Below are 16,280 nucleotides of genomic sequence, written 5' to 3'. Positions count from 1 at the left end.
GAGCGAACGCGTGAGTCCCGCGATTTCGCCGCCCAAAAGCTGGGAGTGGCGCATGCGGCGACCGCCATTGCCCCTCCCTTGCCCCCTCGCCACGCCCCCTTAGCCACGCCCCCCTCAGCCGCGGCCTCCAGCCCCTGCCCGCTTCACGGCGCCGGCTGCACCGACACCAACAGCGCCCCACGCCCGGCATGCGCGCCCAGCGCCGGCCCGGTCTCCACCAGCCAGACCTGCTCCAGGTCGAGACGGCGGCGCAGCGCCTCGAGCAAGCGCTCGCCGTCGCCGAGCGCGTCGCAATGGCCGACGATCGCGCGCCAGCGCTGCCTTTTCGGCAACCGCCGCGCCAGATGGCGGGCAAAGGCTTCGGGCGCATGTTTCCTGGCGAACAGCCCGCCGCTGACGCCGAGCCGCCCCTCGGGCTTCATCCTGGCAACCGGGGTCAGGCCGGTGTATCGCACCACGGGCTCGGCCCAGGGCGGGATCCGGCCGCCGCGCACCGCGTGCGAGATGTCCCGCGCCATCGCCCAGGTCCGGGTCAGCGGGCGCAGCCGTTCCAGCTCGGCCACGATCGCCGCCAGCTCGGCTCCGTCGCCGGCCAGTTCGGCCGCGCGCCAGGCCAGCAGGGCCTGGCCGCCGGCGGCATTGAAACTGTCGAACACCTGCACCCGGCGCGGGTCGGCGCGCGCCGCGGCCTGCTCGCCCGACTGCAAGATGCCGGAGACCGCGCGCGACAGGCCCACGTACAAGACCTCGGCGCGGTGCCCCAGCAGGAATTCGAAGGCGCGGCGGAAATCGCCCGGCGGCGGTTGGCTGGTGCGCGGCAGCCCGGCGCTGCCCGCCATGCGCCGGTAGAACTCGTCCGTGGCCAGGCCGATTTTGTCGAGGTAGTCGCGTCCGTCGATCGACACCCGCACCGGCACCACCTGCAGGCCGTAACGTTCGGCCAGGAACTCGGGCAGATCGGCGGCGCTGTCGGTCACTACCGCTACTCGCTGCACCCGTTCGACGCTGCGCTGCTGTTGCAGCATGTCGTCGGCCTTCATCGCCTCGACCGCGCCGAACGCCGCGCAGGTATCGAACAATCGTTGCGGCGCGTCGACGTGCGCGTGCACGCGCATGCGCGCTTCGCCGCCGGCCAGGACCACCGAATCGGCGCCGATCGCTTCGAGCGCGGCGAGCAGCCGGGCGCGTTCGATGCCGCCGCCGTTCACCAGGCATTCGCTGCACCAGCGCCGCTGCGGATCGACCGCGTCGTGCACCGGCGCCTGCTCGTGGCCGGCGCAGGCTTCGTTGGCGGCGCTCACGCCCGCATGCACGCGCAAGGCGCGCGGGCCGCCGTCGACGAATTCGGCGATGCCTTCGAGCAGGTCGACGAAACCCTTCGCGCCGGCGTCGACCACCCCGGCCTTGTGCAGCAGCGCCATCTGCTGCGGCGTGCGCGCCAGGGCGCTGCGAGCCCGGACCAGCGCGGCGGCGAAGCCCGGGCGCGGGTCGCCGTCGCGGCTGGCCAGGGCGGCCTCGTCGAGAGCGTCGGCGAAAGCGTTGATGACGCTGAGGATGGTGCCTTCGACCGGATGCGCGAGCGCCGCCCGAGCATGGACCGCGCCGTGGCGGACCGCGGCGGCCAGGGTCGCGGCGTCGAGTTCGGGCCGGCTGCGCGCGTACGCGGCCAGCCCGTACAGGAACTGGGCCAGGATCGCCCCGGAATTGCCGCGCGCGCCGTCGATGGCGTCGTCGCCGATCTGCAGCAGCAGCTCGCCGATGTGGCGGCTGCGTCGGCTCAGCGCCCCGTTCAGCAGGCTGCCGAGGGTGTGGGCCAGGTTATTGCCGGTGTCGCCGTCGGCGACCGGGAACACGTTGATCCGGTTGAGCAGGTCGCGCCCGGCGATGACCCGGCGCGCGCCCGCGATCAAGGCCCGGCGCAGGGCCGGCGCAGTCAGCGGAGGACGGGCGGTCGCCATGGCGGCAGTCTGGGGCAAGCCGGCCCGGCCGCCTGCTGCGACGCAGCATCGATCTTGCGCGGCCGGAGCCGGCTCCGGGTCTCGGTTTCGCGCTATAGTCGGGAAATCGCTCGACGCCGGATTCCGGCCGGGCCGATCAAGGATTCCGCCATGCTACGGATCTGTCTGTGCCTGCTGTTCGCCCTCGCCAGTGCGACCTTGGCCGTCGCGGACGTTGGTGCGCGCGAGGTCAACAAGCTCAGCCCGAACGACGCCTGCCCCGAAAGCGGCGCCTCGCGCAAAGAAACGGCGGCCCGCCCGAGCGGCCGCGGCGCCGCGCCGGCGACCGCGCGCGACACCAAGGCCAAGCCGAGCGTGCACAGCGACGCCGAAGCCAACAACCGCCTGCAGTCGCCGCGCTGGCACAACTTCCTGCCGGGCATGTTCCGCTGATCCGCTGACGGCACCGCCTTTGTTCGACCTGTTGCGCCGCCTGCGGCGCCCGCCCCCGATCGATGACGCCTTGTGGCGCGACGCCGTCGCCGCCTTGCCGTGGGCGCGCGCGCTCGATCAGCAACGGCAGCAGCGCCTGCGCGAGCTGGCCGCTCGCTTCCTGCACGAAAAAACCATCAGCCCGATCGGCGAGCTCGAACTCGACCCGCACCAGCGCTGCCTGCTCGCCGCCCTGTGCTGCCTGCCGCTGCTCGAGTTCGGCCAGGAAGGCCTGCGCGGCTGGTCGCAGTTGATCGTCTATCCCGATGCGTTCCGGGTGAACCGCAGCCACACCGATGCGGCCGGCGTGCTGCACGAATGGCAGGACGAACTGATCGGCGAGTCCTGGGAAGCCGGCCCTCTGATCCTGTCCTGGGCCGACGTGCTGGCCGACTGCGAAGCGCCGCGCGCCGGCTTCTGCGTGGCCGCGCACGAAATGGCGCACAAACTCGACGTGCTCGACGACCTGCTCGACGGCACCCCGCCCCTGCCGCGCCCGTGGCAGCGCGAATGGGCGCGCGATTTCCAGCAGGCCTACGACGCCTTCGTCGCCGAAGTCGACGCCGGCCGCGACACCGCGATCGACTCCTACGCCGCCGAAGCCCCCGAAGAGTTCTTCGCGGTCGTCACCGAATACCACTTCAGCGACCCCGCCCTGCTGCGCCAGCAGATGCCCGCGGTGGCGGCGCATTTGCAGCGGTTCTACGGCGTGTCGCCGTTCGCTTGAGTAGCGCGGCGCGCGCTGTCCCAGGCCGCACGCAGTCGTGGCCGCACGCTGTCGTGGGCGCGGCAGCAGCGACCGATGCGGCGCGCTCGCCTGCAGGAGAGACGTGAGTCGCGACCACGGGACGCGCACAGACAACCAGGCCGTCGCCATTCGTCGAAGCAGCGAGTTTTCGCCAGAGTAGGAGCGGCGCAAGCCGCGACCGCCATGTCCCAATGTCGCATCGTCTTCGGGTGTGCCTCTGTAGGAGCGACGTGAGTCGCGACCGCGAACGCGCAGAGATGACGGGGCCGTCGACGTTCGGCGAGGCGGTGTGCTTGCGCCAGGGTAGGAGCGGCGCAAGCCGCGACCGTCATGTTTTCACCTCGCCTCGCCTGGGTATCTCTCCCTGTAGGAGCGACGTGAGTCGCGACCAAGGGACGCGCCGAGATAACAAGCCGTCGCCATTCGTCGAAGCGGCGTGCTCTCGCCAGGGTAGGAGCGGCGCAAGCCGCGACATCGCTGTGGCGGTCTTGCGGCGCACGCTTCAAAAGAGATCCGGATCAAGATCAAGATCAAGCCCAAAGCTTCCGCCACTAAAGCGGCGGGTTACTTTCTTTTGTCTAAAGCAACAAAAGAAAGGTAACCAAAGAAAAATGCTTTGTTTTGAATCACAAGCCCGCACGAGCGATGCCTCCGCGGTGATTTTTCATACGGGACATCCCTGTCCCGATGAAAAACGGCCCACATCCCTGCGGGCCGCCCTCCGGGTCTTCTGTTGTCTTCGCTAGTGCGATGCGGCGCACAGCGACGGCAAAATCTCAACAGCAACAGCAACAGCAGCGGGATAGCTCGGCGCTGCTCTTGGGTAGGAGCGGCGCAAGCCGCGACCACGGGACACGCAGTGCCAATGAGGCCGATGCCGGTTGTCGGGGCGATACATTTCGCGGGCAGGAGCGACGCAAGTCGCGACCGCGTTGCGATGGTCTCGCGGCATTGACTGTCTGCCTGGCTTTTCCGCTCTTCCGCTTTGCCGCTCAAAAGCAGACCCGAAGGGCGGCCCGCAGGGAGGCGGGCCGTGCGCAGGCAGGCCATGGATGGCCTGTCTGGAGCATCCCTGCGTCGGCATCGCTCGTGCGGGCCTTTGATCCAAAGAAAAGCACTTTTCTTTGGCTACCTTTCTTTTGTTGCTTTAGACAAAAGAAAGTAACCCGCCGCGTAGTGGCGGAAGTTATGGTTGATCTTGATCTGATCCAGATCACATCCGAATCTTTCTTGGATCGTGCGCCGCAAGTCCGTCGCAGCGATGTCGCGGCTTGCGCCGCTCCTACCCTAGCGAGAACACGCCGCTTCAACGAATGGCGACGGCCTTGTTATCTCGGCGCGTCCCTTGGTCGCGACTCACGTCGCTCCTACAGCCTCCCCAAAGACGACGCGAGGTTGCTGCATGGCGATCGCGGCTTGCGCCGCTCCTACCCTGGCGAGAACACGCCGCTTCAACGAATGGCGACGGCCTTGTTATCTCGGCGCGTCCCTTGGTCGCGACTCACGTCGCTCCTACAGCCCCCCAAAGACGACGCGAGATTGCTGCATGGCGATTGCGGCTTGCGCCGCTCCTACCCTGACGAAAGCACGCCGCTTCGCTCCATGACATCAGCCTTGCGGATGCTGCACGTCCAGCGGTCGCGACTTGCGTCGCTCCTACAGAGAGACCATTCAAGAAGACGCGGGACGCGGTACGCAGGACGCCGCTCGCGAGCGCAAGTGCAGCCGCGCCCCGAACCATCGCTACTACCTCACAACCCCGGCGGCAACTTCACCTCGAACCGCGTCCCGCCGAGCTCCTCGGACGGAATCACGTCGAGCGTGCCGCGATAACCGCGTACCAGGTCCTGCACGATCGCCAGGCCGATGCCGTGGCCGTGCACGCGTTCGTCGCCGCGCACGCCGCGCTGCAGGATCGAGGCGATCTTCTCCGGCGGAATGCCGGGGCCGTCGTCGTCCACCGCCAACAGCAAGCCAGGGCGGCGGTTGCCCGCGGTCTCGCCCGACTGCACGGTCAGCAGCACGCGCGAGTTCGCCCACTTGAAGGCGTTCTCGAGCAGGTTGCCGAGCAATTCCTGCAGGTCGCCCGGCTCGCCGTGGAATTGCGCGCCCTCGGCCACGTCGAACTCGCACAGGATGCCCTTGGACGAGTACACCTTCTCCAGGCCGCGCACGATCTCTTCGGCATGCGGCTCGATCGCGATCGGCGCGGCGAACAGTGCATGGCCGCCGGATGCGGCGCGCGACAGCTGGTAGGACACCAGGTCGTTCATGCGCCGCAGTTGCACGTCGACATCCTCGCGCAGGCCGGCGTCGATCGGCGCGCCGCCGTTCTGGTTGTCGTCCAGGCGCGCGCGCAGCACCGCGAGCGGCGTCTTCAGGCTGTGCGCCAGGTCGGCCAGGGTGTTGCGCTGGCGGTCGAGGTTTTCGCGTTCGCTCTCGATGAAGGCGTTGATGCTTTCGGTCAGCGGTTCCAGCTCGCGCGGGTGCCGCTCGCTCATGCGCGAGGCAAGGCCGCGCTGCACCCGCTTGAGTTCCTCGATCACCCGCTTCAGCGGGCGCAGGCTCCATTGCATGATCAGCGCCTGCAACAGCAGCAGGATCACGCCGGCGCCGCCGAGGTTGCGCCACAGCGACAACCGGAACACCGCGACCTGCTGGCGCAGCGCGCTGGTGTCTTCGAGGATGTAGATCGTGTACTGGAACTCGGACTTGGAGTCGCCGTCGACGCTCCAGATCAGGCCGCGCCCATAGCGATAGGCCTCGCCGGCCCGGCCGTTGATCTCGGTGATCGGCAACGGGCCTTCGAAGGTTTCCTCGGCGGGCTTGAGCATGCCGCCGTCGGGCAGCACCGGCCCCTGCGCCGACATCGAGTCCCAGTGCCCGTTGGGCAGGATCACTTCCGCGTACAGGCCGCTGCCGGGCCGGTCGAAGCGCGGGTCCGGCGGGTCGTAGGGCGGGATGATTTCGCCGCCGCGGCCGAAATCGGTGTCGGCGGCGTAGGCCAGCGCGTAGCTGGTCAGGCGCTGGCGCATGTTGCTTTCGGCGGTTTCCAGGAACGCACGGTCGAGCGCGTAACCGGCCAGGGCCAGGAAGGCCAGCAGGCCGAGGCTCGCGGCCAGCAACTGGCGCGCGCGCAGCGAGCGGGGCTGGCCCCAGCTCATGGCGTCGGACGGGCCGGACGGCCCGCATCAGTAGGAGACGCGGGCCGCATAGGGGTCCGGAAAGGCTCCTGGGTCAGTCGCCGCTGCGCGGAATGGCGAACCGGTAGCCGCGACCGCGCACGGTCTCGATCGGCTTCAGTGCGCCGTCCGGATCGAGCTTCTTGCGCAGGCGGCCGATGAAGACCTCCAGCACGTTCGAGTCGCGGTCGAAATCCTGCTGATAGATGTGCTCGGTCAAATCGGCCTTCGAGACCAGCTCGCCGGCATGCATCATCAGGTATTCCAGAACCTTGTACTCGTAGCTCGTCAGGTCGACGTTGCCGCCGTTGACGCTGACCGTCTGCGCGGCCAGATCGAGCATGACCGGCCCGCATTCCAGGGTCGGCTTGCTCCAGCCCGCAGCTCGGCGCACCAGCGCATTGAGACGCGCCAGCAGCTCCTCGACGTGGAACGGCTTGACCAGGTAGTCGTCGGCGCCCTGCTTCAGGCCCTCGACCTTGTCCTGCCAGCTCGACCGCGCGGTCAGGATCAGCACCGGGAACTTCTTGCCTTCGTCGCGCAGGGCCTTGATCAGCTCCATGCCCGACATCTTCGGCAGGCCCAGGTCGATGATGCCCAGGTCGAACGGCACCTCGCGGCCCATGTACAGGCCTTCCTCGCCGTCTTGCGCGGCATCGACCGCGAAGCCCTCGCGCTTGAGGCGCGCAGCCAGGGTCTCGCGCAGCGGCGCTTCGTCTTCGACCAGCAGAATTCGCATGGGCACTCCCTTGTATAAATGTCGGCCCGCCAGGATCGCCCGGGCCGTCGAAGCGAAGGTTAGTCGTTGTTATTGTCGTCGCGGCGTGTAGGGCGGTCGTCGTCGCGGCGGCCCCTCTGCTGCGGGTCGTCCATGTATATCCGGACTCGGCCGCTGGAATCGACGACCTTGACCCGGTTTACGTCACGGCCGTCGAAAGGGATGCGTTCGGCGCTCAGGACCTGGCCGCCGCCGCTCTCCCGCTCGACCCGGCGGATGGCGTCCGACAGGGAGCGATGGTCGTCGCGGCGGTCGTGCCCGCGGCCGCCGCGGCCGTCGTCGTGCTGCGCCAGGGCGTTGCCGGCCACGGCGCACGAGGCGACGAGCAGCAGCAACGACAGGACGCGGGTGGACCGGATGCTCATGACGATCTTAGGATGCCCCAGCGGAACAATGAATGTGCGAACTTGCGACGTGGGGGCATTTTCGGAACGGGGCAGTGAATCCGATCTGAACTTTTCCATTACATCCGGGCTGCCATTCAGGCCGGTCGGACCGCCATCACACGTGGGGCGGGCAAACCGACACCCCGCAGCTGAGAGTCGTTCCTAATAAATCTCGCCCACGCAGCAGCGCAGCGAGCCGCCCCCGGCCTCGATCGCGTCCAGCTCCACGGTCGCCAGCGCGAAGCCCGCCGCGGCCAGGCCGGCCCGGGTGGCTCCGTCCAGCGCCCGTCCCGCGGCGGCGCTCATCCAGACCCGGTCGGCCGACAGTGCGATCGAATTGGCCACGAAGGCAGCGTGTTCGGCCGCGGCCAGAATCAGCCCGTGCGGGGCATAGAAACCGGCAATGGCCGCCGCCAGCGCCGGCTCGGCGAAACCGGCCGGGCTGACCAGCGCGGCGCGGCCGGCCAGGACCGCCAGCACGACATTGGTGTGGTACTCGCCCGGGGCCAGGTCGAACAGCAGGGTCGCGCGCAGCCCCAGCGCCTCGTGCATGAGCCGTGCGCCGGCCTCGTCGCAGCGCTCGGACAGGCCGGCATAACCCAGGCCCCGGGCGCGATCGATCACCAGCGCCCCGGTAAGCTCGCAGGGATGCCCCTGCAGCGACAGATCGACCGCCTCGTAGCCCAGCACCTGGCCGAAGAAGGCGCGGATGTCGCCGCGGCCGGCCTCGCGCTGGCGCACCGGGTGGCGCATCCGCCCGACCAGATAGCGCGGTGCCCCATCCGGCGCCCGCGCCGCATCCGGGCGGCCGGTCGCGAACACGTTGTTCGGGAACAGCGCGTCCGGGGTGTCCGGATCGCCGGCGAAGCAGACCGTCGGCAGCACCGCCGACAGGGCCCGCTGCAGCTCGCGGTGCTGGGCGCTCGCGCGGCCGGGGTCGAAATCGCCGGCCTGCGCCATGTAGCGGTTGTCCCCGGCCGATTGCTCGGCGCGGGCGAAGCCGTCCGGCGCGACCAGGAAGGCGGCGCGGGCGGTGGCCGGGCCGAAATCCGGCGCCAGCGCACGGGCCTGGGCGAAAAAGGCGTCGGGATGGCGGGTGATCATGCGGCTCGCAGGCTGGCGGCGGTGATTTGGAAGGGTAGAGCCTGAAAACCGGACCTCAGGCGGCGTCGCGCGCGGCGAAGGATTCGGTCACCGCGAGGGCCTGCTCGATCAGCGACCAGTCGGCGCCGGGCTTATGCGCGCCCTCGCTGAGCACCTGGCGGAACGCGCGGCCGCCGCGCTCGCCATGGAACAGTCCGAGCATGTGCCGGGTGATGTGCTTGAGGAACACCCCGCGTTCGAGCTCGGCCTCGACATACGGCCGCAGCGAACGCAGCAACTCGGCGCGGCTGCGCAGCTCGCCGCCGAACCAGGCGGTGTCGATCCGATGCAGCACGTAAGGCTCGTGATAAGCCGCGCGGCCGAGCATCGAGCCGTCGGCGTGCTCGAGGTGCGAGGTCGCCTCCTCGGCCGTGGCGATGCCGCCGTTGACGACGACCTTGAGCTGCGGCCGCTCGCGCTTGAGCCGGTAGGCCCAGTCGTAGCGCAGCGGCGGCACCTCGCGGTTCTCCTTCGGCGACAGGCCCTTGAGCCAGGCGTTGCGCGCGTGCACGACGAACATCGTGCAACCGGCCGCGGCGACCTCGTCGATGAAAGCCAGGAACACCTCGAAACGATGATCGTCGTCGACCCCGAGCCGGCACTTCACCGTCACCGACACGTCGCAGGCCTCGATCATCGCCGCCACCGACGCGGCGACCAGGGTCGGCTCGCGCATCAGGCAAGCACCGAACCGCCCGGCCTGCACCCGGTCGGAGGGGCAACCGCAATTGAGATTGATCTCGTCGAACCCGCGCTCGGCGCCGATCCGCGCCGCCTGCGCCAACAATGCCGGCTCGCTGCCGCCGAGCTGCAAGGCCACCGGATGCTCGACCGGGTCCATCGCCAGCAGCCGCGCGCGGTCGCCGTGGATGACCGCGTTCGCATGCACCATCTCGGTATACAACCGCGCATGCGGCGCCAGGGTGCGGTGAAACACCCGGCAGTGGGAATCGGTCCAGTCCATCATGGGGGCGACGGACAGACGGATGGCCTGCGATTCCAAGATTTTTCCGCTTGCTTCGGTCACTGCTGAAACCCGCCTTGCCCTGTTGAGTCCCCGGATACCTGCCGAACTCAGGCCGAGATAAGGCGTAAGTGTAGCAATGGCGGGGGTTGAGCACCTGAAAGCGATACTCGGGGTTGCGTTAATTTGTTTCTGGCGGCAGTTGGCCCGTCGCGCGCCTTGCGGGAATATCGAAAAGCCGGGTAATTACCCGAGGCCGGTGTAGGAAAAGTCTGATGCCAACGCGGCACGTCCTGAGCGATACTCCATGTGGTATCACGAGCCGAGCGGCACCTGGCAGACCGCGTCGCAGGGATGGGCAATCAGAATGGCAGCGGATGAAGGGACGTTCGACTGGGTGCAGTTTCCGCAGGGGCGGGCGCGCTTTGCTGGTGGCGTCCGTGGGGCCGAACAGTCCGGCCACGACACCTTCGCCGTCGAGCTGGGCGGCATCGAATATTTCGACGAAATAAAAAACATCTGGCCGGACCGCGAGCACTTCAATCTCGAAGTCGTGTCGTTCGGCCACCATATGCCCGAGAACATCGGCATGCCGATGAATGCCACCAGCCCTTTCATCGCAAAGTTTACGTCCGATCAACTACGAGTGGTCCAGGCATTGACCCTGGGGCTTGTGGAAACATTTGCGAAGCGCATGCACAGGCCGGCCATCATGCACATGGAGGACGAAAGTCAGTTCCTGGGCGAGGTCACTTTTGCGAACGGCTGGGCTCTGACGGCTCCTGGGCATTAGGAGGCCGGGCCCGGGATATCCCTCGCCTAGCAGCCTTCTATCCAAGAGCATCGTTATGACCCGTCTTCCACCACCGCCCGTTCCAAAGACGCTGCAGGAAATGCTCAGGGACTATCCCGGGCACATCGCGCGACTGCAGGAAGTCCTGGATGGCGTCGTGTATGACGGGAGAGTGCTGCTTATGCCTTTTGATCAAGCGATTTGGGCACTCGAAGGCAGCTTGGAAAGCTTCATCCGTGAAGCAAAGGCAGACTTGGAAGCGGCACAAACCAATGGAGACGCCCGAGCCATAGAACTCGCAAAGGCCAAGGAGGATCTTATGTTTAGGGCCAGATCGAGCAACGGCGTAATGAAGGGCCCGCATGATCTATGGGACTGCTTCGAAAAGAACAAGGACGCCTTCCAATGAAGCGAAGAACAGCTCTTACAGGCGAAGAGCTCCCCGAGCACGTCGCCTGCGGGCCATCATGCCGCTCTTTGCCAGGAAGTGCACAGTCATGACGGACGACAACGCTTCCGCGCCAAACGGCCGCAACCTCCCGCGCCCACCGGTGCCGCAACGACTGCAGGAGATGCTCCAGGACTATCCGGGGCATATCGATCGATTGCAGGAAGTTCTGGACACTGTTGTTGACAAGCCGTCACCCCTGACACCGCCATTCGAAGTTGCCGTGTGGGTACTGGAAAGTCGACTGGAGGCATATTATCGCGAAGCCGAGACGGAACTCGAGGCTGCGCAGGCCAATGGAAATCCCGAATTGATTGCGCAGGCGAATAAGAAGCAGCTCTTGATGTCAAAGGCGTGCTGGAAGCACGTCTGGCTGACTGACGAAGCACTCCGGGATTATTTTCAACAGCATCAGAACGACATTTTCCGGCGAGGACAATCGTAATCCGACCCATCACCACAAGCCTGCAAACATGAGACACGCTTATCGTAGTTCAAATAAGGAATACCTAGTGGCCGACTTGTCACGCCCTCCCGTACCAAAGAAATTACAGGAGTTGCTTCATGACTATCCTGGTCATATCGAGCGTTTACAAAAACAACTCAATCTCGTGGCAGCGGAAGACAGACCCGCAAGCTCGAAGTTTGAGGTCGCAACCTGGATGCTGGAAGGGCAACTCGAGGAATTTATCCGCGAAGCCCAGAAAGAACTAGAGGCAATTCAAGTCGACGGGGACGCCGAAGCGATTACGCAAGCCGACCAAAAGAAACGATTGATGTCGCAGGCAAGCTGGAAGCATGTCTGGCTCACCGACGAGGCACTTTTAGAGCACTTCCGAGACACATAGAGAACGTGAGACCGCCCCCTGACAGTGCCAGAACTTCATTCATTCTAACTCAACGAATTTTCTCCAATTCGAGAAGGACGCCGCCGTGACCAGCCATCCACTCCCTCCAGTTCCAGTGAAGCTACGAGAAATGCTCAAAGACTACCCCGGGCATATCGAACGCTTACAACAAGCTCTCAATACGGTTGCCAGAGATCCTTCGCCACTGACACCCCCATTTGAAGTAGCCGTATGGGTACTGGAGAGCAGACTCGAGGCCTTCGTTCGCGAAGCCCAAACAGATCTAGAAGAAGCACAAGAACGTGGAGTCACCGAAGAGATTGCGCAAGCCCAGCAGAAAGAACTACTGATGCTAAAGGCAAGCTCGAAGTACGCTTGGTTTACCGATGAGGCGCTTTTGAACTACTTCCAGCAGAATTAAGGATGCATTCTGATGAGTGGTAACGCAGATAAGCTGGATAAAGAATCACACAAGAGTATTTTTCTTGAGAAAGTCGTCCCCTCAAGCAGGCTCGACTCAGCGACTACACAAGAGAAACCTAAGGCAATCATCTTGGCGGGCCAACCAGGTTCTGGCAAAGGCGGTTTGGCGATAACGGCGACAAATGAACTCAAGGGCAACGTCGTTCCAATCGATCCGGACGAACTCCGCCAGTTTCATCCGAGCGCTCGGCAATGGCAGAAAAGCTCTCCTTATGGATGGTCGCAGCAAACCAATGCAGATGCAGGGCAATGGGCGCGGGAACTCCGCGGGGCAGCGATCGATGGCCGCAAGAACATTATCGTCGACACGACACTCGGAAACGCAAAGCCCGCTACTGAGATGATCAAAGAACTCCAGGCTGCGGGCTACGAAGTCGAAATCCGTGCCGTGGCAGCGCATCGACTGGAGAGTGAACACGGCATCGATGCCAGATTCACCAAGAAGATCGATGCAGATGGCGTCGGCCGTGATGTGCCTTTGGCTTTCCACGACGACGTTTATCGCGACCTGCCCGACAACCTGGATAAGGTGCGCGGCGCCACGGATGTACCAGTACGCATCTTCGACCGCAGCGGCGCCGAACTTTATGACAGCCGCCGGGACCCGACACTTCCCAGTGCCGCACTGCGCGAAGCGCGCGAGGCACGTTTGCAAGACCCAGAAGTGACGCAGCAATTGCGGGAGCGCTGGCAGAAACAAGCCGAATGGCACCGTGACCTGCCGAACACCATCGCTCAGAACGACAAGGTTCTTGCCTCGACCGCCGAAGCGCTGCTGCGCGAACAGGCCGATCGCGGCAAGGTGGCTCTCAGTGCGCAACGCGCCGAGGCCGCCGCCACGCTCGACGAACTGGTCCGCCCCGGCGCGCCGTTGGCGCATGCGCCGACGCCCGATGCGACCGGGCCCAATCTGCGCAAGGTGGCTACGCTCGCCGGCGTTTCGGCGTTGGGCGTCGCCGCCAGCGCCTACGACGCCAAACAAACCGGGGACCGCGTCAGCACCCTGCTCGAGCAGGACAATCCGCTCGCGGCGCAGTCGCAGTTCGCTCATTACGCGGCGCGCGGCACCGGCGGTTGGCTCGGCGGCGCGGCGGCCGGTCTTGCGGTGGGTTGGGAAACCGGACCGGGTGCGATCGCGTTCGTGGCGGTCGGCGCGCTCGCCGGCAGCCAGATCGGCGAGAAGGCCGCCCAGTTGTGGGACGAGCACCAGATATACAACCAGACCGACCGCGACGGCGTGGACTGGAAGTACAACGGCCGGCAATGGCTGAGGCAGGAGCCCGGCGATCTGCGCGACGACGGCGTCACCACGCCGGTGAAGCAATCCTTCGCTGCCCTGCCGGACAAGGCGCGGGAGCTGACCTACCTGGCCAGCAATGCGTCCAGCGCGCTGGCGATGGGCAAGTTGGAGCCGCCGCGCGACCCTTACGTGCAGCCTGCCAACGAGCACGACAAGCACAGCCTCGCCCAGGCCGACTGGAAGCGCAACGAAGACAGCGGCGATTGGTACCGCCAGGTCGTGATCGCCCGCACCGACCGCGGCCGACCGCTGAGCGTCCCGGATAAAGCGCTGCCCGAACGCGCCGCGGAGCTGGACCGGATGGCCGAGCAGGTCGTGCGCGCCAACATCGCCAACGGGCCCGCGCCGATCGCCGCGCGCTACGAGCAGGCCTACCGGCGCAACGGTTGGGACGAGTTCGGGCCGATGCCATCGGCGGTGCTCGCCGCCCTCGCCGAACCCAATAGCCTGCAGGCCTCGAACGGCGATCAGTACCGACGCAACGCGCAAGGCGAATGGCAGCGCGACGGCAGCCCGGCGCCGGCCAATCTGCAGCGCGAGTTGGAGGCCACGCGCGCCGAGTTGCAAACCCAACTCGTGCAGCACGACCGTCATCTGGCGACGATCCCGCGCTGGCAGCCGCCGACGCCCGACGAACAGGACCGCGCCAACGTGCTGTCGACCTATGCCGCGCTCGGCATCCACCCGAATCCGGAGCGGCTGGACGCGGTGATGGACGCCTTGCAGCGCACGCGGGAGGCCCACGGCATCGATCCGCACGCCAGTTCCCTGCACGTGGAGCGCAGCCCGCACGGCGGCTACGACATCGACAGCCCGCTCGCGCACCTACGTCGCGACGGCGGCGTGGTGCAGATCGTCGCGGTCACGAGCACCGAGGACATCCAGCAGGCCGTGGCGGCGCGACGCGAACGCGCCGCCCCCTTTCCCGACACCCCGGAGCTGCGGGTCGCCACCCTGTCGCCGCAGCAACGCGAGGCGCACCAGCAAGCCGAGCGCGAAGCCAACCGCCAAGGCCTGTCGCGCGACGAGGTGCAGCAGGCGGCGCAACAGGCCGCGGTGGCGACCGCTTCGCCCGAGCTCGCGCCGTCGGTTCCGGCGCTCGATGAGGCGCAACCCGTGCGCACGACCGGCGCGCCGGTTCCTCCGTCGGACCTGCGCCGAGAGGGCGAGCCAGCGGCGGCGCCGTCGCCCGCACCTGCGGCCGCAGCGCCGGAACCGATCGCCGAAGCCGAGCCCGAGCGTCCCCAAGCGGAAGCCGCAGCCCAAGCCAGGGCGGTTGCAGCCGAGTCGCCCGGACCTGGATCGCACCAGCCCGGATCGCCCCAACCCGGATCGTCTCAAGCCGAAGTCCCGCCGCGCGCACCCGAGCCGGCGGTAGCGCCGACCGCTTTCGTGCCGGCCGCTCCGGTCGAAGCCGCTCGCATCGAAGCCGCTCCTGTCGAAGCCGCTCCCGCCCAGCCCGCTGCCATCCAGCCCGCTCCTGCCCAGCCTGCAGTCGTCCAGACCGATTCCGCGCAGCCGGCCGCCGCCACTCCCTCCGCTGCGGTCAGCGCCGCTGCGGACACGCAGGACGACACGCTGCGCCCCGGCGACCGCGGGCAACAAGTGGAACTGTTGCAGTACCGCTTGGACCGCGTCGGTTACCGCGGGCCGGACGGCGAGCCCCTGGTTCGAAACGGCGAATACGATGCGGCGACCGAACAGACGGTCCGCCAGTTCCAGCGCGACCAGGGCCTCGCCGACACCGGCATGGCTGACCCGGCCACGCAACAGGCGATGTCGGCGGCGCAGCACGCTCGGATCGAATCGGGCAGGGCGACCTCGCAGGAGCCAGCACGCGCGTCCCTGTCGCAGCCGGACATCGCGCCGGAACGCCCGGCCGTGGCCCGACAGGACGACGAAGCGCCCTCGCGGACTGCGCGCGAGTTCGAGCCCCGGGCGCCGTCGAACGAGGAAGCCGTCCGAACCGCACAACCTGCCGAGGCCATGCGGCCGACCGCATTCACCGAGCAAGACGCACCGGCTGCGCCGCGCTCCAGAGGCGATGAGGCGCCACAGCCCCCGGCGCGCGAGCCCGTCGCTCTGGCTGTCGAGCCAGCCTCGCAAGCACCGGCCCGGCCGTACGAGCCGGCGCAGTACGACGATGCGCCGGCGCCCTACTCGCAGCGGACCCTATCGCCTCGCTCGGACGACACCCTGGCCGTCGAACCGTCGCGGCAGTCCGCACGGGAAGCCGTGTCGACAGGCTCGCCCGCCAGCCCCGAGCCGCTCTTCAGCCTGTCGCGGCTGTCGCCGAGCGACCAGGCGATGTTCGCCAAGATTCGCGGCGGCGTGCCGGCGGACGTGACCGACGAAGCCGTGGCCAAGGCGATGCTGGAAGCCAAGCTCGCCGGCATCCCGGACGCGGAACGCATCGACAAGGTCGCCGTGGTCGACGGCAAACTGTGGGTCGCGGGCACCACGCCCGGATTCCACGCCGGCGTGTCGGCGACCGAACCGGCGCCGGCGATGCAGGACACCCTGCGCGAGACGCAAGCCTACAACCAACAGCGGGACGAGCGCTTGGCGCAGGAATCGAACCAGAAAGCCCAGGACGAACCCGGGCGGGCTGCGCGCATGCCGTAATGACGCATGCGGCAACGGATAGCCGCGGCGGCCGCTCGCGCGGCCGCAGTGCGACGGCACGATCGGGCCAAGCCCGGACGATCGTGCAGCCGCCCTGCTCCGCTGCGTGCGCCGCGCGATCGAGTTTCAGACACGGCCGGCCCAGTCGCCTCG

Annotated in this window: 14 protein-coding genes; 8 read left to right on the top strand and 6 right to left on the bottom strand. The window is 67.1% G+C overall.

Features of this window, described 5'->3' with window-relative positions:
- Window positions 1-143 precede the first annotated feature (143 nt).
- Entirely contained in the window at window positions 144-1,958 is a 1,815-nt protein-coding gene (locus AC6CH2_RS20510) for a DegV family protein (protein ID WP_498270831.1), read from the bottom strand.
- Window positions 1,959-2,108: 150 nt separating this feature from the next.
- Here AC6CH2_RS20510 and AC6CH2_RS20505 point away from each other — a divergent pair, with 150 nt between their 5' ends.
- Both AC6CH2_RS20505 and AC6CH2_RS20500 read left to right on the top strand, forming a co-directional pair.
- Window positions 2,109-2,390: a hypothetical protein gene (locus tag AC6CH2_RS20505; RefSeq protein ID WP_435394475.1), complete on the top strand. Its 282-nt coding sequence runs from the start codon at window positions 2,109-2,111 to the stop codon at window positions 2,388-2,390.
- A gap of 70 nt (window positions 2,391-2,460) precedes the next feature.
- Window positions 2,461-3,156 carry a M90 family metallopeptidase gene (locus tag AC6CH2_RS20500; protein ID WP_498270830.1) on the top strand — a complete coding sequence of 232 codons (696 nt, stop codon included), beginning with the start codon at window positions 2,461-2,463 and terminating at the stop codon, window positions 3,154-3,156.
- Window positions 3,157-4,928: 1,772 nt separating this feature from the next.
- On the opposite strand, the gene AC6CH2_RS20495 is transcribed toward AC6CH2_RS20500, so the two are convergent.
- From AC6CH2_RS20495 to dusA, 5 genes are all read right to left on the bottom strand, one after another.
- Window positions 4,929-6,341, bottom strand: a complete 1,413-nt coding sequence (locus AC6CH2_RS20495; RefSeq protein ID WP_435394477.1) for an ATP-binding protein — start codon at window positions 6,339-6,341, stop codon at window positions 4,929-4,931.
- A 73-nt stretch (window positions 6,342-6,414) separates the two neighbouring features.
- Window positions 6,415-7,098, bottom strand: a complete 684-nt coding sequence (locus AC6CH2_RS20490; RefSeq protein ID WP_031372686.1) for a response regulator transcription factor — start codon at window positions 7,096-7,098, stop codon at window positions 6,415-6,417.
- Window positions 7,099-7,157: 59 nt separating this feature from the next.
- Window positions 7,158-7,502 carry a hypothetical protein gene (locus AC6CH2_RS20485; RefSeq protein WP_435394536.1) on the bottom strand — a complete coding sequence of 115 codons (345 nt, stop codon included), beginning with the start codon at window positions 7,500-7,502 and terminating at the stop codon, window positions 7,158-7,160.
- Between the two features lie 183 nt (window positions 7,503-7,685).
- A complete protein-coding gene (locus AC6CH2_RS20480) occupies window positions 7,686-8,627 on the bottom strand; it encodes an arginine deiminase-related protein (protein WP_498270829.1) in 942 nt (313 codons plus the stop codon).
- 55 nt (window positions 8,628-8,682) lie between these two features.
- Window positions 8,683-9,669 (bottom strand): tRNA dihydrouridine(20/20a) synthase DusA, encoded by a 987-nt coding sequence (gene dusA, locus AC6CH2_RS20475; RefSeq protein ID WP_498270828.1) that lies wholly within the window; start codon window positions 9,667-9,669, stop codon window positions 8,683-8,685.
- Window positions 9,670-9,937: 268 nt separating this feature from the next.
- On the opposite strand from dusA, the gene AC6CH2_RS20470 reads away from it, so the two are divergent.
- From AC6CH2_RS20470 to AC6CH2_RS20445, 6 genes are all read left to right on the top strand, one after another.
- Window positions 9,938-10,423: a hypothetical protein gene (locus AC6CH2_RS20470; protein ID WP_498270827.1), complete on the top strand. Its 486-nt coding sequence runs from the start codon at window positions 9,938-9,940 to the stop codon at window positions 10,421-10,423.
- Window positions 10,424-10,478: 55 nt separating this feature from the next.
- Window positions 10,479-10,832, top strand: a complete 354-nt coding sequence (locus AC6CH2_RS20465) for a hypothetical protein (RefSeq protein WP_498270826.1) — start codon at window positions 10,479-10,481, stop codon at window positions 10,830-10,832.
- A gap of 88 nt (window positions 10,833-10,920) precedes the next feature.
- On the top strand, window positions 10,921-11,316 hold the full coding sequence (locus tag AC6CH2_RS20460) for a hypothetical protein (RefSeq protein ID WP_498270825.1): 396 nt from the start codon (window positions 10,921-10,923) through the stop codon (window positions 11,314-11,316).
- A 67-nt stretch (window positions 11,317-11,383) separates the two neighbouring features.
- Window positions 11,384-11,719, top strand: a complete 336-nt coding sequence (locus AC6CH2_RS20455; RefSeq protein WP_498270824.1) for a hypothetical protein — start codon at window positions 11,384-11,386, stop codon at window positions 11,717-11,719.
- Window positions 11,720-11,804: 85 nt separating this feature from the next.
- Complete coding sequence (locus AC6CH2_RS20450; RefSeq protein WP_498270823.1) at window positions 11,805-12,140, top strand: hypothetical protein; 336 nt, start codon at window positions 11,805-11,807, stop codon at window positions 12,138-12,140.
- A gap of 12 nt (window positions 12,141-12,152) precedes the next feature.
- The gene (locus AC6CH2_RS20445; RefSeq protein WP_498270822.1) at window positions 12,153-16,127 is read left to right on the top strand and encodes a zeta toxin family protein; all 3,975 of its coding nucleotides are present in this window, start codon (window positions 12,153-12,155) and stop codon (window positions 16,125-16,127) included.
- Window positions 16,128-16,280: the final 153 nt, after the last annotated feature.

The organism is Lysobacter sp. GQ73 (assembly GCF_059758755.1).
The sequence above is the reverse complement of the archived record's forward strand: the minus strand, read 5'-3'. Positions and strand labels throughout refer to the sequence as shown.

Excerpts from the sequence above, each read along its gene's own strand:
- AC6CH2_RS20510 (WP_498270831.1), bottom strand. The coding sequence starts at position 1,958 with ATGGCGACCGCCCGTCCTCCGCTGACTGCGCCGGCCCTGCGCCGGGCC.
- AC6CH2_RS20505 (WP_435394475.1), top strand. The coding sequence starts at position 2,109 with ATGCTACGGATCTGTCTGTGCCTGCTGTTCGCCCTCGCCAGTGCGACC.
- AC6CH2_RS20495 (WP_435394477.1), bottom strand. The coding sequence starts at position 6,341 with ATGAGCTGGGGCCAGCCCCGCTCGCTGCGCGCGCGCCAGTTGCTGGCC.
- AC6CH2_RS20490 (WP_031372686.1), bottom strand. The coding sequence starts at position 7,098 with ATGCGAATTCTGCTGGTCGAAGACGAAGCGCCGCTGCGCGAGACCCTG.
- AC6CH2_RS20485 (WP_435394536.1), bottom strand. The coding sequence starts at position 7,502 with ATGAGCATCCGGTCCACCCGCGTCCTGTCGTTGCTGCTGCTCGTCGCC.
- AC6CH2_RS20480 (WP_498270829.1), bottom strand. The coding sequence starts at position 8,627 with ATGATCACCCGCCATCCCGACGCCTTTTTCGCCCAGGCCCGTGCGCTG.
- AC6CH2_RS20470 (WP_498270827.1), top strand. The coding sequence starts at position 9,938 with ATGTGGTATCACGAGCCGAGCGGCACCTGGCAGACCGCGTCGCAGGGA.
- AC6CH2_RS20465 (WP_498270826.1), top strand. The coding sequence starts at position 10,479 with ATGACCCGTCTTCCACCACCGCCCGTTCCAAAGACGCTGCAGGAAATG.
- AC6CH2_RS20460 (WP_498270825.1), top strand. The coding sequence starts at position 10,921 with ATGACGGACGACAACGCTTCCGCGCCAAACGGCCGCAACCTCCCGCGC.
- AC6CH2_RS20445 (WP_498270822.1), top strand. The coding sequence starts at position 12,153 with ATGAGTGGTAACGCAGATAAGCTGGATAAAGAATCACACAAGAGTATT.